This window comes from Mesorhizobium sp. WSM4828, from assembly GCF_055811175.1.
Genome location: NZ_JBVVQK010000005.1, coordinates 120396 through 136635, shown reverse-complemented (window position 1 = coordinate 136635; position 16240 = coordinate 120396). Strand labels below are relative to the sequence as shown.

The window sequence follows — 16240 nt, the reverse complement described above, 5'->3', positions numbered from 1 at the left end:
GGCAGGACAGAGGGGGGCGCGAAGGATCGCTACAGAGCGGGCTGAGCCACTTTCACTCCGCCAGCGTCTTCAGAAACGCCACCAGTGCCGCGCGCTCGCGGTCAGAGAGCTGCAGGGGGTGGATCTCGGACGTGCCTTCGACACTTGCCGGCGCCTTGGAATAATGCGCCACCACTTCGTCGAGCGAGGAAAACTGCCCGGCATGCATGTAGGGCGGCCGGGTGGCGGCGCCGCGCAGCGACGGCGTCTTGTAGGCGCGGACGAGTTCCGGCCCGGTCTTGACCATGAAGCGCAGTTCGCGGCAGGCGCTGGCATCGCCGTCACGAAAGGCGCCGAAACAGTTGAACGGATCGGCCTCGACTTGGCGTACCGCGTCGACACGGCCGCGATCCGGCGGCAGGCCCGCGACCGGCGGCACGCCGGTGTTGTGGAAGCTGCCGTCGGTAAAACGCGGGCCATTGTGGCAGGTCACGCAATTGGCCTTGCCGATGAACAGCTTCAGCCCGAGGATTTCCTCCGGCGAAAAGGCGGCGTCGCCTTTCGGCTCGGCGCCCGCGGCCACGTCGATGGCGAAGCGGTCGAAGCGCGTCCGCGGCGGCTCGATCGAGCGCTCGAAGGCGGCGATCGCCTTGCCGATGTTGGCAAAGACGCGGTTGACCTCCTCGGCTTGGCTGGCGGGCATGGCGTTCCAGGCCGCCTTCTCGGCATCGGTGCCGAGCGGGCTGGCATTGGCCGGCACGCCCGAAAGGTCGGGCAGCGGCCCGAAGATGCGCTCGTAGCGCTCGCCGAAGCGGGCCTTGATGTAATGCGCGAAGGCGGCGCGGTTGCCGGCCTGCTCCAGTGGATTTTCGAGCGGTGTCAGCGCTTGCGCCCACAGGCTGTCGCGCCGCCCGTCCCAGAAGAACCAGGGATCATGCGCGACGCCGGCCAACGGCATGGTACGCCGGTTGGTGCGGCCGACGCCGACCGCTTGGGGCAGGTCGTCCTGGAACTGGCGGTCGATCTTGTGGCAAGTCGAGCATGATACGGTGCCGCCGCCGCTCATGCCGGTGTCGAAAAACAGCGTCGAGCCGAGTGCCGCGGCGGCCGGCACGTCGGCAAAGCGGTTGGTGGTGTCGGGCTTCAGCGGCGGCAGCTTGGACAGCGCCAGCGAGGCGATGGTCTGCTTTTCGGCATCGGAAAACTCCGGTCTGCTGCAACCGGCGAGCACGGCCACCATCACCAACGCGAGAAGGCTGGAAAACCGGCTCATCAGTGCCTCACAGCACCACGTTGAAGACGACAGTGTCCGAGCCGGCCGCGGCGGAAATCGCAAAATGCAACTGCCACCACCCGCTCATCGTGAATTTCACGCCGTCGATGCGATAGCGCCCCGCGCCGAGGTAATCGGTCGCCTGCGGGCTGGTTGGCAGGCCGTGCTTGTGCCGCGGCATGCCGCCGGAAATCGTTATCGCAGCACCTTCCACCGGCGCACCTTCGACGGTTTTCAGCGTCAGCAGCCAGGATTCCAGTTCGCCCTGCCGGATGACGCCTTTCTCCGGCTCGAAAGTCGCCACGAACAGCTTGTTCGCCGTCGTCTTGGAACGGCCTACGTCCGAGCTTGGTTGGGGTGCATGCGGCGCCGTCAGATAGACGACGGCCAGCACGCCAGCGAGCAAGGCAGCCAGGCCGAGGCCTCCAAGAAGATAACGCCATAACGATGCCAAACCCATTCCTGTTCTGCGGATAACGTTTCGCTGGGCAGGTCGCGTCCCACGCCCCTGTGGGAAATCGCGCCCAGTGCAAGAATCCGCCGTCGCCAAGCATGGCGCTGCCGGCCGCAAAAAGCTACAGCACCGCAATTGCAGGGATGGAGGAGTGCTTCATGGCAGGAAACGGCATCGCCTCGATCGGCGAGTGCATGCTCGAGCTTTCGGGTCAGGCCGGGCCGAACTGGCGCATGGGCTTTGCCGGCGACACGTTCAACACTTTGTGGGCGCTGCATGCCTTGAGCGGCGAGCGGCCGGCGACCTATGTGTCGGCCTTCGGCGACGACCCGTTCTCACGCGACCAGATCAAGTTCCTGGCCGAGAACGGCATCGGCATCGGCGCCAGCCCGGTGATAGCGGGCGCCCGCCCCGGCCTCTATGCGATCACGCTGACCGGCGCCGAACGTTCTTTCACCTATTGGCGGGCCGATGCGGCCGCCAGGCAGCTGGCTTCCGACCCAGCCGCTCTGCAGAAAAGCCTTGAAAACCAGGCGCTTGTCTATTTTTCCGGCATCACCTTGGCAATCCTAGACGACGATGCACGCAAGGTGCTGCTGACGGCCGTGGCCGAGGCGCGCGTGGCCGGCTCGCTGATTGCCTTCGATCCCAATTACCGGCCGCGGCTATGGCGCCGGTGCGAGGAAGCGCAGGCCGCGATCCTCGAGGCGCTCGCCGTCGCCGATATCGCGCTCCCGACCTTTCCCGACGAGCAGATGCTGTTTGGTGATACGACACCGCAGAAAACAGCCGACCGGCTGCGAAAACTGGTCGGCGAAGTCGTCGTCAAGAACGGCGAGGAACCGGCGCTGATAGCGCAAAACGGTACCTCGCAATCGGTGCCGGCGGTGCACGTCGCCAACCCTGTCGACACCACCGGCGCCGGCGACTCCTTCAACGGCGCCTATCTCGCCGCTCGCCTTGCCGGCCATGCGCCGACTGAGGCGGTGCAGCGCGCCCATCGTGTCGCCGCCGCCGTCGTGCAGGTGCGCGGCGCACTCGCGCCGTTCGAGACGCTGCGGGCAGCGTTCGAAGGACTTTCTATCTGACCTTGATGACGACCTTGCCCTTGGCGCGTCCTGTTTCGACATAGGCCAGGGCGTCATTGGTCGCTTCGAATGGAAAGACCCGATCCACAACCGGGCGGATCGCGCTGGCTTCGATGAGAGCGGTGATTTTGCTCAGCTGATCGCCCTGCGCCCACATGAAAAGGAACGAAAACTGCACACCACGGCGCTTGGCTTTGGCCCGAATTCCGCGGCTGAGTAGGCGCAGCACCAGCCTCAGCATCAAATTCAGTCCCTTTTCCCTGGCAAATTCGGGATCCGGTGGACCGGAGATGGAGATGAGCTTGCCACCCGGTTTCAGCACGCTCAGGGATTTTTCGAGTGTCTTGGCGTCCTGGCTGTTCAAGACAACGTCGTAACCCGACAGAACTTTCTCGAAGTCGTCTTTCCTGTAGTCGACGACGACATCGGCGCCGAGACTTTTCACCAGATCGGCACTCGCCGCGCTCGCGGTTGTCGCAATGGTCGCGCCGAGGTGCTTGGCCAACTGAATAGCAAATGTCCCGACGCCGCCGGAACCAGCCTGAATGAAGACCTTCTGTCCCTTCTTCAGGTTTGCCCGTTCGATCAGCGTCTGCCAGGCGGTGAGACCGACCAGGGGAATCGACGCCGCCTCTTCCATACTGAGATTCGCAGGCTTCAAGGCTATGTCGGCCTCATTCACGGCAATGAATTCGGCGAATGTCCCAATCCGGCCATCGCGCGGCCGCGCATAGACCTCGTCGCCGGCTTTGAACTTGCTGACTTTCGATCCCACGCGGATAACCTTCCCAGCCACGTCGTGGCCCAGGATGAAGGGCCGGCGATAGGGCAGGATGAGCTTGAAGTCTCCGGTTCTGATCTTGGAATCGAGCAGGTTCACCCCTGCGGCATGGACTTCTACCAGGACATCGCTGTCCTGGAGCTGCGGCTCCGGCATTTCGGCCAGCCGCAGGGTGCCCTTTTTATTATACTTATCGACAACGAATGCCTTCATGGCAGTTACTTTCTAGGAATGTCTGTTGCTGTTCGGGACGAAACAAGCCGAACGTTTTCAGCTGCATACCCGCCCTGCAGCAAGGCCTCAGCCTCGAGGAAGGACAGGGCTTTCCGGACAAAATCGGCGTAGTTCTGAAATACCCCGCCATGCCCGGCATCCGGATAGATGACCAGATGCGCCCCCGGGATACGCCCGGCGAGATCGTAGGTATTGCTGCTCGGCACCATCCTGTCCTGGTCGCCATTCGCAACTAAAGTGGGAATGCGGATGGTGCTCAGGTCTTGTGGCGCCTGCAGTCCGTAGGCCTTGATCGCCTTGAGTTGCGCGCCGAACGCGCTCAGCGATACCGCTTTGTCCCGGTTATTCCGGCGCTCTTTCAATCGTTGCAGAAATGCGTTTGCGGCGCGGCGGCCATTCGGCGTTCTTGTGAAGAAGAGATAGTATTTCGGATCCCGAAAAGTCAGCGCGCCCTTGATCATGTCCACGATCGTCAGCGGCGTCACCTTGTCGATGCCTTGCCCACCGGCCGGCCCCGTGCCAGCCAGGATGAGTTTGCGCACAAGCTTGGGCTCGGTCAGCACAATCTCCTGCGCCACGAAGCCGCCGAGTGAAAAGCCGAAGAGATCGACTTCTTCGAACCCCAGCGCCCGGATAAAGGCGATTGCATCCCGCGCCATGCCGGAAATGGTCGACGGAGTTTTGCCACCCGAAGCACCGATGCCGCGATTGTCGAAGGCAATCACCCGCCGGGTCGCAGCGAGGCCGTCGACGATGCGCGGATCAAAATTGTCCAGCTGAGCAGCCAGATGGTTGAGCAGGATCACCGGCACGCCCGCCCTGGGCCCGAGTTCCCTGTAAGCAAATGCTGTGCCGCCGACATCGATCGAGAGCGTTGGCGCGTCCCGGAATAATGCCGGTGAACGCGGCGGCCGATTGGATGTATGTGTCATGTTTGGCGCCTCCGTCTCGTAGGGCCTGGCCAAATGTGTTGTGGTTGCTAGTCGCATGTGCGTGAAATCCTCTGGCTCGCTGTCGTTCAGACCGGCAGTCGGAACTGCTTGCGCAGGCTCTTGTCGAAAATCCCCGCGGGGGCGAAGCGGCGCAGCAGGCTGACCTGGCGCGCTGCCTTGCCAGCGGTATAGCGCCGTCGCGGACGGGCATCGGTCGCTGCCTTGACAACCACATCCGCCACCATTTCCGGCCGATCGGCCTTGGGCATCACATCGCCCAGCAGCGCCTTGAGCCCGGCTCGAGCCCGATCGTATTCCTTCAACAGCGAATCCGGCTCGATGCCGTTCTGGTCGAAGACGGTGCGGACGAATGCCGGCTCGATGACGGAAACGCGGACGTTGAAGGCGCGCACCTCGTGGTCAAGCGATTCCGAATAGCCCTCGAGCGCGTGCTTGACTGCCGAGTAATGAGCTGAGTATGGCGCGGGTACCAATCCCAGAATCGAGCCGATATTGATGATGCGCCCTTGGCCGCGCCGCCGCATCGACGGCAACACCGCATTGGTCATTCGCATGACGCCGAACAGATTGACGTCGAACAGGGCTTGTACCTGTGCGACCGAGGATTCCTCTGCGCCGCCTAGCAGGCCGACACCGGCATTATTGACCAGGAGGTCGATCCGGCCGGTCTGCGCGAGCACGGTGGCAACGAGCGCACTGACGGCCGCATCATCCGTCACATCGCATGCCAGCATGGTCACTCCATTTGGGCTATTACTGGTCTTGCGGCGACTTGTCCCGAAGACAGTGAACCCCGCCCGCGCCAAGGCCTCGGCGCTGGCGCGGCCGATGCCGGAGGAGGCTCCGGTCACGATTGCGGTTTTTTCAGAATTCCCATTCATTTTGATGTTCCAGGTTCGAGAGGTCTAGCTTATTTCCACGAATTGAATTATGATCGTAATATCAGATTATGAGCATAATGCAATAGCAGGACAGGAAAGAAAGACCATGCGCTACGAAAAGGGCCGAAAAGACGCGTCACGCAGCCGGATCATGGAGGTCGCCGCCGAACGTTTTCGGTCTGACGGCATCGCGGCGTCCGGGCTTGCGACCATCATGAGCGACGCCGGGCTGACGAACGGCGCCTTCTATCCGCACTTCCAGTCCAAGGCAGAGCTCGTCCGTGAAAGCGTCGCAGCGGCCTTGGACGCGCAGTCGCATGAAGTGCAGGAAGCATTGGACGCCGGCGGCCCGGAAATGGCCATAGACGCCTATCTATCGGCCGAGCACCGGGACAATCCAGGAAAGGGCTGCGCTTCGGCCGCGTTGCTGCCGGAAATAGCGCGGCAGCCGCCTGAAACGCGAGCCCTCTATGCCGAGCGCGCTCAATCCCTGGTGCGCCAGATAGCCGACGCTCTGCCTCAGACCGAGGATGCCGAGGGCGTTGCGCTGGGCATATTTGCAACGCTCATCGGTGCGCTTCAACTCGCCCGCGCCCTGGAAGGGACGGAATTGTCGGATCGGGTCCTTGCAGCGGGAGCAGATGCCGCAAAGGCGCTGATCCGGCCGGTTTGAGACGAGGTGGCCTCCTGAGGGCAGCCGGACTATTCGGCCGGCTCGAATCTGCCTTGCATCAAGATTGTCTCCACCGGCCCAAGCGGATTGATGATCCGGCTCTCCAGGACTTCGATAAGTTTGCGTCCAACACCCGCCATATCCACGGAATGAACTCCGATCTTTGCCGGCAGGAAACGTGCCAGCCGCGTGCTGTCACGGCTGACGATGTGGACGTCGCGGCCCGGTGTAAGACCCCGCTTGCCGAGGGCGTGCAACGCGCCCAGAAGGCCCAGTTCGTTGGCGCACGCGAGGCCCGTCGGCGGATCCGACGACGCCAGCAAGCGATCGAACCAGCCCGCGCTCGATTCCATGGTGAACATGCCATGGCCGATCAACGATTGGTCGATCGGAATACCGGCCTCGGCCATTGCCCTTCCATACCCGGAAAGACGCATGGCACTCGTCTGGTCCTCCGGAACGAGAAGTTGCAGCGCAATGCGTCGACAGCCCATATCCATGAGCCGCCGGGTCGCCTCGTAGGCAATCTGTTCATTGTCGACATCGACATAGGGATACGCGATATCCAGGTCGGTTCTTCCAAACGCGACGAATGGCATGCGTTTATCCAGCAGCAGCTTGACGCGCGCATCAGCCGACACCAGGCGCGTGATGATCAGGCCGTCTGCGCTGCGCGCCTGAAGCTGCCGCTGCACACTCTCGACGGGATCGTCGTCGGGAGTGGTGGAATAGATGGACAGACTATAACCGGCTTGCCGCGCCGCCAGCGTCATGCCTTCGATTAAAGGAAGCTTCAACAGATCGGACAGATGGTCTCGTGTCTCCATCGGCAGTACTGCCGTCAGCGTCTGCGTTCGACCGGTTTTGAGCGCGCGACCATGATGATTTGGCAAATAGCCGACCCGCTTAGCCGCCTCCTTGACGCGGGCTATGGTCGAGGGCTGCACTTCCGGCCCATCCTTCAGAGCGCGGGACACCGTGGTCACCGAGAGGGAAAGTTCCGCGGCGATCTGCTTTAGATTGGCCATTGTTCGCCCGACTTCATTTGCGAAAGCGCCGGCTGATTTGCTGACCGCCATAACGTTGCCGAATTCGACATCCCGGTCAATCCAAACTCCCATAGGAAGCAGCTTGACTCTAGCGTATTCAGGTGCAATCGTAACGTTACGATTACAAAATAATGGCTCTTTCAAGCAATATTCCATAAAAGTTGGGGAGGAGAACCTATGTCCTGGCTACGCATTTCCTTAACAGCATTCGCAATCTCGGCTGCCCTGCCCGTGCACGCGCAGACGGTCACCATCACGACCGCAGGCGGCGATTATGGCAACGCCATAAAGGAAGCCATGTGGGGCCCGGCTGCAAAGGAGCTCGGCTATGATGTCCGCGAGGAGACACAGAGCGACGGCCTGGCCGCCCTGAAGATGCAGGTTACCTCGGGTGCAGTCACGACCGATATCGTCCATCTGGGTTCGCCGGAAGGCGCGCAGGCTGCCGCACAGTCGCTGCTTGAGCCGCTCGACTACAAGATCATCGATCCGAAATCCGTGCCGGAGGGTGCGAAGTCCGACTACTGCTATCCGTTCGACTCCTATGGCACCGTCATGTCGTGGAACACCAAGACCTATGGCCAGAACCCGCCGAAGACGTGGGCGGAATTCTGGGATGTTGCCAAATTTTCCGGCCGTCGCGCGTTGCGCGCCAATGCGCAAGATTCGATCGAGATCGCGCTTCTCTCCGACGGCGTGGCACCGGCGGACGTCTATTCCGTGCTCAGCACGCCGGAAGGGCTAGAACGCGCCATCAAGCGGCTTGCAGCGATCAAACCGGATGTCGCCGTGTGGTGGACCTCGGGCGCCCAGTCCGCGCAGTTGCTGAAAGACGGTGAGGCGGATTTGGTCATTACCTGGAACGGACGAGCCCAAACCGTGAAAGCAGATGGCGGCGCGGCTGACTACACGTTCAAGGGTTCGGTCATCGGCACGGACTGTCTTGGGGTGCCGAAGGGAGCGCCGAACAAGGAAGCCGCGATGAAGCTCATCGCAGCGATGACGCAGCCCGCGCGCGTTGCCAAGCTGACCGATTTCATTGCCTACGGCCCAGTCAATCCTGCGGCATATGAGGGTGGCCTTATTCCCGAGGACCGTCTGAAGACCCTTGCGACCGCCCCTGAAAATGCTGGCACTTCGGTGTTTTCCAATTCAGAATGGTGGGTCAAAAATGGCGAGGCTGCCCAAAGAGCCTTCGACGAAATGATGGCCCGCTGACCCTCAGCTCTGACGCATGTCGCGCAGAAATCTGCAGCGCGCGACAACGACATGCATGAAAACAAGAACCTGAAGCGTGTCGCGTGAGGCCGGTCGAACGCGACGCGCTTCAAGGCTGGAGCACATGATGAAGTCGCTCGCGATCACCATCGAAAGCGTGCACAAGGCTTATGGGTCCTACGTCGCACTGGATGATGTTTCGCTCGACATCCAGGCTGGCGAATTCCTCACGCTGCTAGGGCCATCGGGATCTGGCAAGACCACGTTGCTCATGGCTCTGGCCGGTTTTGTCCGGCCGGATTCCGGTAAACTTTTCTTGGGCGATCGAGACATCACCCGCCTGCCGCCCAACAAACGAGACATCGGCATAGTATTCCAGAATTACGCCTTGTTTCCCCACATGAATGTCCTGGCGAACGTCGCGTATCCGCTGGTGCTGCGCAAGGTACCGAGAGCGGAGGCGCGTCAGCGGGCGCTTGATACCTTGGCCCGCGTGAAGCTGGATGGTCTGGCGGAGCGCAATATTGCCGCACTATCCGGCGGCCAACGTCAACGGGTGGCATTGGCGCGGGCCATCGTCTTCGAACCGCGCGTGATGTTGATGGACGAGCCGCTGTCGGCACTCGACAAGAACCTGCGCGAGACCATGCAGTATGAGATCCGGCGTCTGCATGATCATCTACGGATCACCACAATCTATGTAACCCACGACCAGCGCGAAGCGCTGATTATGTCTGACCGGATTGCGGTGATGAATTCTGGCCGCATCCAGCAGATAGACACGCCGCAGCGGATTTATGATCGTCCATCGACCCGCTTCGTCGCGGAGTTCATGGGCGAGGCCAACATTGTGGCCCCGGGCTCGGCACGCAGAATCGACGGCGCCGAAGCGTCACGCGAAACTCTGATGATCCGCGCCGAAAGCTTCCATCTTGATGCGAAGCTCGTCGGGGGAGACGGAGTGGCTCTCGAAGGAATACTGCGCGCCAAAGCGTTCCGCGGCGAGAACTGGCTTTTGACGCTGGCGCTTGACGGCGGGCAAGAGGTTCTTGTCTGCATTCCGGCAGCACTGGCCGGCGGCTGCGCCGAGCTTGCCGCCGGTCAGCGGATGACCGCATATGCACCAGCAGCGAAGGTTCACGCGATACCGGGAGCGATGGCGTGACCGTCTTCCGGGACCCGGCGCTCGCGGCGGATGCGCGGCGCGAGCGGCGGTTTTTTCTTTCACTTTCGCTCCCGGCGCTGTTCATCGTTGGACTGGCGGCGATACTGCCCATCCTTTGGATCGTCCGGCAATCCTTCCTGACCACCGGGGGCGAGTACACCGTCGGCAATTACCAGAAGGTCCTTTCGAGCGGACTGACATGGTCGGCGCTCGTCACGACCCTCGAACTGTCCTTGGGTACGCTGGCGGCGTGCATTGTTCTCGGCACCCCGCTGGCGCTGGCGCTGGCCAGCGTCAGACCAAGGCTGGCCAACGTGCTCATGGCGTTCGTCATGCTGCCGCTGTGGACCTCTATTCTGGTGCGTACCTATGGTTGGCTCGTGCTCTTGCGGCGCGATGGCCTGATCAACGCTGCTTTGACCGGTTCAGGCCTGACGGCGGAGCCATTGCCGCTGGTCTACAACATCACGGGAACGCTCATCGGCATGGTGCACTACATGCTGCCGCTTTTTCTGCTGCCTGTTTATGCTGCGATGCGCGATATCGACCCAAATCTCATTCGCGCGGCAGCAAGCATGGGAGCCACTCTCAGACAGGTCATCCGCACAGTCATTCTGCCGCTTTCGGCGGGCGGCATCTTCTCCGGTTCGATCATCGTCCTCATCTACGCCATAGGTTTTTTCATCACGCCGGCGGTGCTTGGCGGCGGCAAGGTAAATCCTCTTTCTACCCGGATCGAGCGTACACTATCGACCTTTCAGGACTGGGGGGCGGCGAGCGTCCTGGGCATTCTGCTCCTCGTTCTGATGGCGCTGATCGGTGTGATGTTGCTGGCGGCACGCCGCCTGGTGGCCCGGAACACCGTGGAAGCCTCCCATGCTTGAAGCCTATCCGCAAAACAGGCTCGCCCGTATCTTGCTCTGGAGCTTTGCCGCTCTTGTCATGGCATTTCTGATGCTGCCGACGCTCGTTGTGGTGCCGCTGTCCTTTTCGGCGTCGAATCTCCTCGAGTTTCCGCCGCACGCCTACTCGTTGCGCTGGTACGAGAACTTCTTCGGCTCGGCAACGTGGATGGCCGCGCTCAGAACGAGTTTGATCCTTGGGACGTTGACGGCGTTGATCGCCGTGCCCTTTGCGCTGCTCGCCTGCATTTCGATGAATCGGCTGGGCGGTAAGACCGCTGCGGCCATCCAGAGCGTCCTGCTGACCCCCTCGATCACCCCAGGAATCCTGCTTGCGATCGGTCTCTTCTTTGTGTTGGCCGCACAACATCTGATCGGAACGCTTTTCGGTGTGCTGGTCGGACATGTAGTGTTGGCCGTTCCGGTCGCCTGCATTGTGTTGCTGCCCGCTCTGGCCCGCTTTGACTGGAACCAGGTCCAGGCGGCGCACAGCCTCGGTGCAAACTGGGCCAGGTCCATTGGCGGAATAATCGTTCCGCAACTTCGGATCAGCTTGCTGTCGGCGACATTGATGGCGTTCCTGACTTCGCTCGACGAGTCTGTGATTTCGATCTTCGTCGCAAGTGGTCGTAACAGCACGATGCCGAAGCTTATGTTCCTGTCGCTGCGCGATCAGATCGACCCGACTATTGCGGCGATCTCGACATTGTGGACCGTCATCGTCGTGGCCATCGTCCTGATTGTGACTCTTCGCCAAAAATCCTGACCGAGACTGGAAACATGTCCTCCATTCACCACGCAGCCGACGATCTGGCGGATCATTCGACGGACATCCCTCAGGTAGGGTTGGCCATCATCACCGGGTCGGCAAACTGGGGGCTTGCCTTCCCGGAAGATGTCGAATTCGATGGTGTGCGCACCTTGCGGCGCGACATGAGTTTTGAAACGCCTTTCGGTCGCACCGACAACTGGAAGCTGCTGGAGTTCGATGCGTCGATCACGGCCGAAGGGAGAGCGAAGCGCGCGCTGTGCATGTATTCGCACGGCAATCCCCGCGACCGTATCGACCATTCCTGCCATCGCCGCGCGTTCTGGGTATTGATGCGGGCAGGTGTACGGCAAATTCTCGCCTGCTCGACTGTAGGCGCCGTCAACAAGGCGATCCAGCCGGGCGACATGGTGGTGGCCGCCGATATCATCGAACTGACGCAGACCCCGTTTTCACTGCTTCCAGACCGCCAGAGCTTCGACTGTTCGGGCAAGCAAATCGTGTGTCCAAGATGTGCGGCGGTTCTGGTTGAAACGGCCCGGCGTCATTGGCCAGCCGAATGCCGCGTTTATGGCATCGAACAGCAGTTGGTGGCTGCCCATTGTTATGGACCCCGACTGACAACGCCAGCCGAAGCCTTGGCGTATCGGGGCATGGGTGCGGATGTACTCAACCATTCCATCGCCCCTGAGGCGACCTTGTCGCGCGAGATCGGCGCGTGTTTCGTGCCTTGCGCATTCGTGACGGCGGGCTTCAACGACTATATGGATCGCAACCGCCAGAAATTGCTGCAGGAGGACGTGCTGCCGAGTCTCTCCATGACAGCCTCGCGGGTCGCGCTGGAGACTGCAGCGCGACTGCCCGCTGACCCGGAATGCTCGTGTCAGGGCTTGAAGTCGCCTCAGCCGAAAGAACGCTCCAGCAGGTTCTGAGATAACCCTGGTGCGCCGGGTAGCTGAGGCTCTGCCGCCGACCCGGACCCCGAGGGCGCTGCGCTGGGCATGTTCGCGACGCTCGAGTCGTACGCTTCGGCAGCGGCTCTCCCGCCCTAAGGCAGCCTGAACCGGTATTCCGTCACATGGTGGTAGATCTGGCCCGGCCACAGCGTGGCTTGCGGGAAATAGGGCCGGTTCGGCGCATCCGGCCAGATTTGCGGCTCCAGGCAGAAGCCTGAAAACGCCTTGTACTGGCGTCCGCCCAATCCAGGCGAGGACGGCGCCAGATACTGGCCGGTATAGAGCTGGACACCCGGCTCGGTGGTCCAGAGCTCCATCTCGACGCCGGAATTCGCGCCTTGCGCCCACGACGCCTGCTTCAGAGGCCCGCGCGTCGAAGCGAGGCAGAAATTCTGGTCGTAGGGGAGTTGTTCCCCCTCGGTCTCCATGCGCAGCGGCCGCGCCTGGCGAAAATCGAAAGGGGTGCCGTCGACCGGCTTGACCGTGCCTGTCGGGATCAGATCCGCGTCGACCGGCAGATAGGCGCCGGCATTCAGCATCAGCCGGTGGTCGAGAATGTCGCCTGTGCCGCCGTCATCCAGGTTGAAATAGGAATGCTGGGTGAGGTTGCAGAGCGTCGGCTCCTCGCAGGTGGCGGTCAGTTCGACGCTGAGCGTGCCGGGGATCTTCAGCCGGTAGGTGCAGGTTACGTCGAGCGCGCCGGGAAAGCCCATCGTGCCGTCCGGGTCATGCAGGGTCAGCGTGACAAAATCCCTGCCATGCAGCGAAACCGCCCAGGCACGGCGCGAAAAACCTTGCGAACCGCCATGCAGCGTGTGCTTTTCGAGGAAATTACGCTCGGTCTGGTAGCGTTTGCCGGCAAGCGTGAAGCGACCGTCGCGGATACGGTTGGCATAGCGCCCGACGACAGTGCCGAAGAAGGCGGTATCCGTCTCATAGTGCTCGAAACGGTCATAGCCGAGCACCAATGGCGCCTCGTGCCCGGCCAGGTGCAGATCCTGGATGATCGCGCCCAGGCCGATAATGTTAGCGGTGAGGCCGCCGCCACGGATGGTGAAGCGGCGGACTTCCTCGCCCGCCTGCGTCGTGCCGAAAACCTCGCCGTCCTTCATAGCCATGCTCGCAAGTTCGTTGCTCGATGCCAGCCTGGCCTTCCGAAGCGGCCCAGGATCGTTTTCGGCATTACCGCATGAGGCTTCTAGAGACCAAGTCCGCCGATGCAGACATATTTGGTGTCGAGATAATCCTCGATGCCCTGATGGCCGCCTTCCTTGCCCAGGCCCGATTCCTTGACGCCACCGAACGGCGCCTCAGGCGTGGTGATGAGCCCTTCATTGACGCCGACCATGCCGTATTTGAGCCCTTCCATGACCCGGAAGGCGCGGCCGAGATCGCCGGTGTAGAAGTAGCAGGCCAGGCCGAACTCGGTGTCGTTGGCGAGTCCTACGGCCTCTTCCTCGGTCTCGAACTTGAACACCGGCGCCACCGGGCCAAAGATCTCTTCCTTCATGAAGCGCATCTTAGGCGTCGCATTGGCAATCACCGTCGGCTGGAAGAACGAGCCGCCGAGCGCGTGGCGCTTGCCGCCGGCGACGACCTTGCCGCCCTTGGCGGTAGCGTCGGCAATCAGCTCCTCGACCTTCTCCACCGCCTTCTCGTCGATCAGCGGCCCCTGCTGGACGCCGTCCTCGAGGCCGGAACCGACCTTCAGCCCGTTGCTCGCAGCAGCCAGCTTTTCGACGAACTGGTCATAGATGCCGGCCTGCACCAGGAAGCGGTTGGTGCAGACGCAGGTCTGGCCGGAATTGCGGTACTTGGCGGTAATCGCGCCAGCGACGGCCCGCTCGAGGTCGGCGTCGTCGAAGACGATGAACGGCGCATTGCCGCCGAGCTCCATCGACACTTTTTTGACGGTGACCGAGGATTTCTGGATAAGGATCTTGCCGACCTCGGTCGAGCCGGTGAAGGTGATCTTCTTGACCAGCGGGTTGGCACAGATCTCGTCGCCGATCTCACCGGCGGCACCGGTCAGGATGTTGATCACGCCTTTGGGGAAGCCGACTTCCTCGGCCAGCGCGCCCCAGGCAAGGCCGGAATAAGGCGTCTGCGACGCCGGCTTGACCACGGCCGTGCAGCCGGCGGCCAGCGCCGGGCCGAGCTTGCGGGCCAGCATCGAGGACGGGAAATTCCATGGCGTGATGGCGGCGATGACGCCGACCGGCTCCTCGGTCACCAGGATACGGCGGTCCGCCCAGGGCGACGGCACGACGTCGCCATAGGTGCGGCGGCCCTCTTCGGCGAACCACAGTATGTAGGACGCGGCCGAGCCGATCTCGCCCTTCGATTCGAACAGCGACTTGCCCTGCTCGATGGTCAGCAGTTCGGCCAGCACGTCCTGATTGTCCATCATCGCGTCGTGCAGCTTGCGCAACAGCTTCGAGCGTTCGAGCGCGGTGGTCTTGCGCCATGTCTTGAAGGCAGCGTCGGCGGCTTCGATGGCGCGGCGCGTCTCGGCCTTGCCCGACTTCGGCACGGTTCCGATCTTGAGGCCGGTGGCAGGATTGTTGACGTCGACCGTCTGGCCTGAATCGGCCTGCACCCATTCGCCATTGATGAGATTGGCCTGCCGCATGAAATGGCTGGTTTTCTGAAGCATGATCTCGCCTCCGTTCGGCACCTGGCGGGCCGGTCGCTGATTTCGTGAATGGACGTGCGCGATAGCATCGCTAGAGCCACTGCTCTTAGCCCAGGGCAAGCCCCGCAAGCAATCACAAGATGGCATATAGGGTTTGGGCCAGCCAAAGCGAGAGCGATGCAGCCGGGTTCTTATCCAAAAACATGGACGACCACGGCCAGCCAAAACGCCGTGGTCACGACCGCACTGGCGGTGGCGATGGTCATCTGGTTCGAGGCCAGCGCCTGGCCGGTGTTGAACTGCACGGCGATGAGATAGGAATTGATGCCGGACGGCAACGCCGCAACCATGACCGCGACCTTGGCCGTCAATGGCGGTAAGCCGATCAGCCACACCAGGCCGAGAACCAGCGCCGGCATCAGGAACAGTTTCAGCGCCGACAGCGCCAGCGCCGGCTTTACGTTGCCGGAGATGCCGAAGCGGCGCAGGCTGAGCCCCATGGCAAACAGCGCGACCGGGGCGGCCGTGCCGGCCAGCGCGTCGCTCAGCCGCGTCGCAAGCACCGGCAGCGGCGCACCGGTGAAGCGCCACGCCAGCCCGGCCAGTATGCCGATGATCAGCGGATTGATGAATACCCTCCTGAGAAAGCTCCTGACGACGCGGAGCGGATGCACGGGTTCGCTGCCGCCGCGGCCGAACATCTCGAATAGGATGATCGAGGCCATCATCATCACCGGCAGGTGAATGGAAACGAGCAGGGACAGCACTTCGAACCCGGCCGGCCCGAACACGCCGATGATGAAGGGCGCGCCGAGCAGGACGACGTTGGAGTAGGACGACGACACGCCGCCGACGACGCCGGCGCGGGCATCCCGCCCGAAGATGCGCGTAATGACCAGATGGCCGGCGGCCCAGGTGAGCGCGACCGCCGCGAAATAGGCGCCCCATAGCGACCACGGCGCGACGCCGTGGAAATCGGCCTTTACCATGGTCTGGAACAGCAACAGCGGCATTGCCACGTTGATGGCGAATTCGGATACGCCCTCGCCGCTCGCCGGCTTCAAATAGCCGGTGAACCCGGCAAGATAGCCGAGCCCGACGAGACTGAAGACGAAGAGGACGGTTTCGGTAAGCGGAGACATTTTTCCCGTGATAGGCGAGCCCCGGCGGCAGCGCAATCGCCCTTCCCTCGCGAATGTACCGGCCAACAATCCGGCCGCTCGGCTCTTG

Annotated in this window: 16 protein-coding genes; 7 read left to right on the top strand and 9 right to left on the bottom strand. The window is 62.1% G+C overall.

Features of this window, described 5'->3' with window-relative positions:
* Positions 1 to 52: 52 nt before the first annotated feature.
* Complete coding sequence (locus tag AC0L2X_RS08330) at positions 53 to 1252, bottom strand: cytochrome-c peroxidase (protein ID WP_473556637.1); 1200 nt, start codon at positions 1250 to 1252, stop codon at positions 53 to 55.
* A 7-nt stretch (positions 1253 to 1259) separates the two neighbouring features.
* Positions 1260 to 1706, bottom strand: coding sequence for a FixH family protein (locus AC0L2X_RS08325; protein ID WP_473556811.1), 447 nt, complete (start codon positions 1704 to 1706; stop codon positions 1260 to 1262).
* Between the two features lie 158 nt (positions 1707 to 1864).
* Between AC0L2X_RS08325 and AC0L2X_RS08320 the strand changes: the two genes are divergently transcribed.
* Entirely contained in the window at positions 1865 to 2794 is a 930-nt protein-coding gene (locus AC0L2X_RS08320) for a sugar kinase (protein ID WP_473556639.1), read from the top strand.
* On the opposite strand, the gene AC0L2X_RS08315 is transcribed toward AC0L2X_RS08320, so the two are convergent.
* The 3 genes from AC0L2X_RS08315 to AC0L2X_RS08305 form a co-directional block, all read right to left on the bottom strand.
* Entirely contained in the window at positions 2787 to 3788 is a 1002-nt protein-coding gene (locus tag AC0L2X_RS08315) for an NADP-dependent oxidoreductase (protein WP_473556642.1), read from the bottom strand. The genes AC0L2X_RS08320 and AC0L2X_RS08315 overlap by 8 nt on opposite strands.
* Before the next feature lie 5 nt (positions 3789 to 3793).
* Positions 3794 to 4741, bottom strand: coding sequence for an alpha/beta fold hydrolase (locus tag AC0L2X_RS08310; RefSeq protein WP_473556644.1), 948 nt, complete (start codon positions 4739 to 4741; stop codon positions 3794 to 3796).
* Positions 4742 to 4827: 86 nt separating this feature from the next.
* Positions 4828 to 5643 (bottom strand): oxidoreductase, encoded by an 816-nt coding sequence (locus AC0L2X_RS08305; protein WP_473599564.1) that lies wholly within the window; start codon positions 5641 to 5643, stop codon positions 4828 to 4830.
* Positions 5644 to 5749: 106 nt separating this feature from the next.
* Between AC0L2X_RS08305 and AC0L2X_RS08300 the strand changes: the two genes are divergently transcribed.
* Positions 5750 to 6316, top strand: coding sequence for a TetR/AcrR family transcriptional regulator (locus AC0L2X_RS08300; RefSeq protein ID WP_473556650.1), 567 nt, complete (start codon positions 5750 to 5752; stop codon positions 6314 to 6316).
* Positions 6317 to 6345: 29 nt separating this feature from the next.
* On the opposite strand, the gene AC0L2X_RS08295 is transcribed toward AC0L2X_RS08300, so the two are convergent.
* Complete coding sequence (locus AC0L2X_RS08295) at positions 6346 to 7395, bottom strand: LacI family DNA-binding transcriptional regulator (protein ID WP_473556652.1); 1050 nt, start codon at positions 7393 to 7395, stop codon at positions 6346 to 6348.
* A gap of 147 nt (positions 7396 to 7542) precedes the next feature.
* Here AC0L2X_RS08295 and AC0L2X_RS08290 point away from each other — a divergent pair, with 147 nt between their 5' ends.
* From AC0L2X_RS08290 to AC0L2X_RS08270, 5 genes are all read left to right on the top strand, one after another.
* Positions 7543 to 8583, top strand: a complete 1041-nt coding sequence (locus tag AC0L2X_RS08290; protein WP_473556655.1) for an ABC transporter substrate-binding protein — start codon at positions 7543 to 7545, stop codon at positions 8581 to 8583.
* A gap of 127 nt (positions 8584 to 8710) precedes the next feature.
* On the top strand, positions 8711 to 9748 hold the full coding sequence (locus AC0L2X_RS08285; protein ID WP_352454570.1) for an ABC transporter ATP-binding protein: 1038 nt from the start codon (positions 8711 to 8713) through the stop codon (positions 9746 to 9748).
* Positions 9745 to 10632, top strand: coding sequence for an ABC transporter permease (locus AC0L2X_RS08280; protein ID WP_473599563.1), 888 nt, complete (start codon positions 9745 to 9747; stop codon positions 10630 to 10632). The genes AC0L2X_RS08285 and AC0L2X_RS08280 overlap by 4 nt, the downstream gene beginning before the upstream one ends.
* Positions 10625 to 11416, top strand: a complete 792-nt coding sequence (locus tag AC0L2X_RS08275; RefSeq protein WP_473556660.1) for an ABC transporter permease — start codon at positions 10625 to 10627, stop codon at positions 11414 to 11416. The genes AC0L2X_RS08280 and AC0L2X_RS08275 overlap by 8 nt, the downstream gene beginning before the upstream one ends.
* Before the next feature lie 14 nt (positions 11417 to 11430).
* Positions 11431 to 12351 (top strand): phosphorylase family protein, encoded by a 921-nt coding sequence (locus AC0L2X_RS08270; RefSeq protein WP_473556662.1) that lies wholly within the window; start codon positions 11431 to 11433, stop codon positions 12349 to 12351.
* Positions 12352 to 12467: 116 nt separating this feature from the next.
* On the opposite strand, the gene AC0L2X_RS08265 is transcribed toward AC0L2X_RS08270, so the two are convergent.
* From AC0L2X_RS08265 to AC0L2X_RS08255, 3 genes are all read right to left on the bottom strand, one after another.
* Positions 12468 to 13493, bottom strand: coding sequence for an aldose epimerase family protein (locus AC0L2X_RS08265; RefSeq protein WP_352719619.1), 1026 nt, complete (start codon positions 13491 to 13493; stop codon positions 12468 to 12470).
* Between the two features lie 80 nt (positions 13494 to 13573).
* Positions 13574 to 15031, bottom strand: coding sequence for an NAD-dependent succinate-semialdehyde dehydrogenase (locus AC0L2X_RS08260; protein WP_473599562.1), 1458 nt, complete (start codon positions 15029 to 15031; stop codon positions 13574 to 13576).
* A 170-nt stretch (positions 15032 to 15201) separates the two neighbouring features.
* Positions 15202 to 16152 carry an AEC family transporter gene (locus AC0L2X_RS08255; RefSeq protein ID WP_473556667.1) on the bottom strand — a complete coding sequence of 317 codons (951 nt, stop codon included), beginning with the start codon at positions 16150 to 16152 and terminating at the stop codon, positions 15202 to 15204.
* Positions 16153 to 16240 lie beyond the last annotated feature (88 nt).

Bases quoted from the DNA above. Each gene is read 5' to 3' on its own strand.
- AC0L2X_RS08320 (WP_473556639.1), top strand. From the start codon at position 1,865: ATGGCAGGAAACGGCATCGCCTCGATCGGCGAGTGCATGCTCGAGCTT.
- AC0L2X_RS08270 (WP_473556662.1), top strand. From the start codon at position 11,431: ATGTCCTCCATTCACCACGCAGCCGACGATCTGGCGGATCATTCGACG.
- AC0L2X_RS08290 (WP_473556655.1), top strand. From the start codon at position 7,543: ATGTCCTGGCTACGCATTTCCTTAACAGCATTCGCAATCTCGGCTGCC.
- AC0L2X_RS08300 (WP_473556650.1), top strand. From the start codon at position 5,750: ATGCGCTACGAAAAGGGCCGAAAAGACGCGTCACGCAGCCGGATCATG.
- AC0L2X_RS08305 (WP_473599564.1), bottom strand. From the start codon at position 5,643: ATGAATGGGAATTCTGAAAAAACCGCAATCGTGACCGGAGCCTCCTCC.
- AC0L2X_RS08330 (WP_473556637.1), bottom strand. From the start codon at position 1,252: ATGAGCCGGTTTTCCAGCCTTCTCGCGTTGGTGATGGTGGCCGTGCTC.
- AC0L2X_RS08315 (WP_473556642.1), bottom strand. From the start codon at position 3,788: ATGAAGGCATTCGTTGTCGATAAGTATAATAAAAAGGGCACCCTGCGG.
- AC0L2X_RS08255 (WP_473556667.1), bottom strand. From the start codon at position 16,152: ATGTCTCCGCTTACCGAAACCGTCCTCTTCGTCTTCAGTCTCGTCGGG.
- AC0L2X_RS08265 (WP_352719619.1), bottom strand. From the start codon at position 13,493: ATGGCTATGAAGGACGGCGAGGTTTTCGGCACGACGCAGGCGGGCGAG.
- AC0L2X_RS08260 (WP_473599562.1), bottom strand. From the start codon at position 15,031: ATGCTTCAGAAAACCAGCCATTTCATGCGGCAGGCCAATCTCATCAAT.
- AC0L2X_RS08295 (WP_473556652.1), bottom strand. From the start codon at position 7,395: ATGGCGGTCAGCAAATCAGCCGGCGCTTTCGCAAATGAAGTCGGGCGA.
- AC0L2X_RS08285 (WP_352454570.1), top strand. From the start codon at position 8,711: ATGAAGTCGCTCGCGATCACCATCGAAAGCGTGCACAAGGCTTATGGG.
- AC0L2X_RS08275 (WP_473556660.1), top strand. From the start codon at position 10,625: ATGCTTGAAGCCTATCCGCAAAACAGGCTCGCCCGTATCTTGCTCTGG.
- AC0L2X_RS08310 (WP_473556644.1), bottom strand. From the start codon at position 4,741: ATGACACATACATCCAATCGGCCGCCGCGTTCACCGGCATTATTCCGG.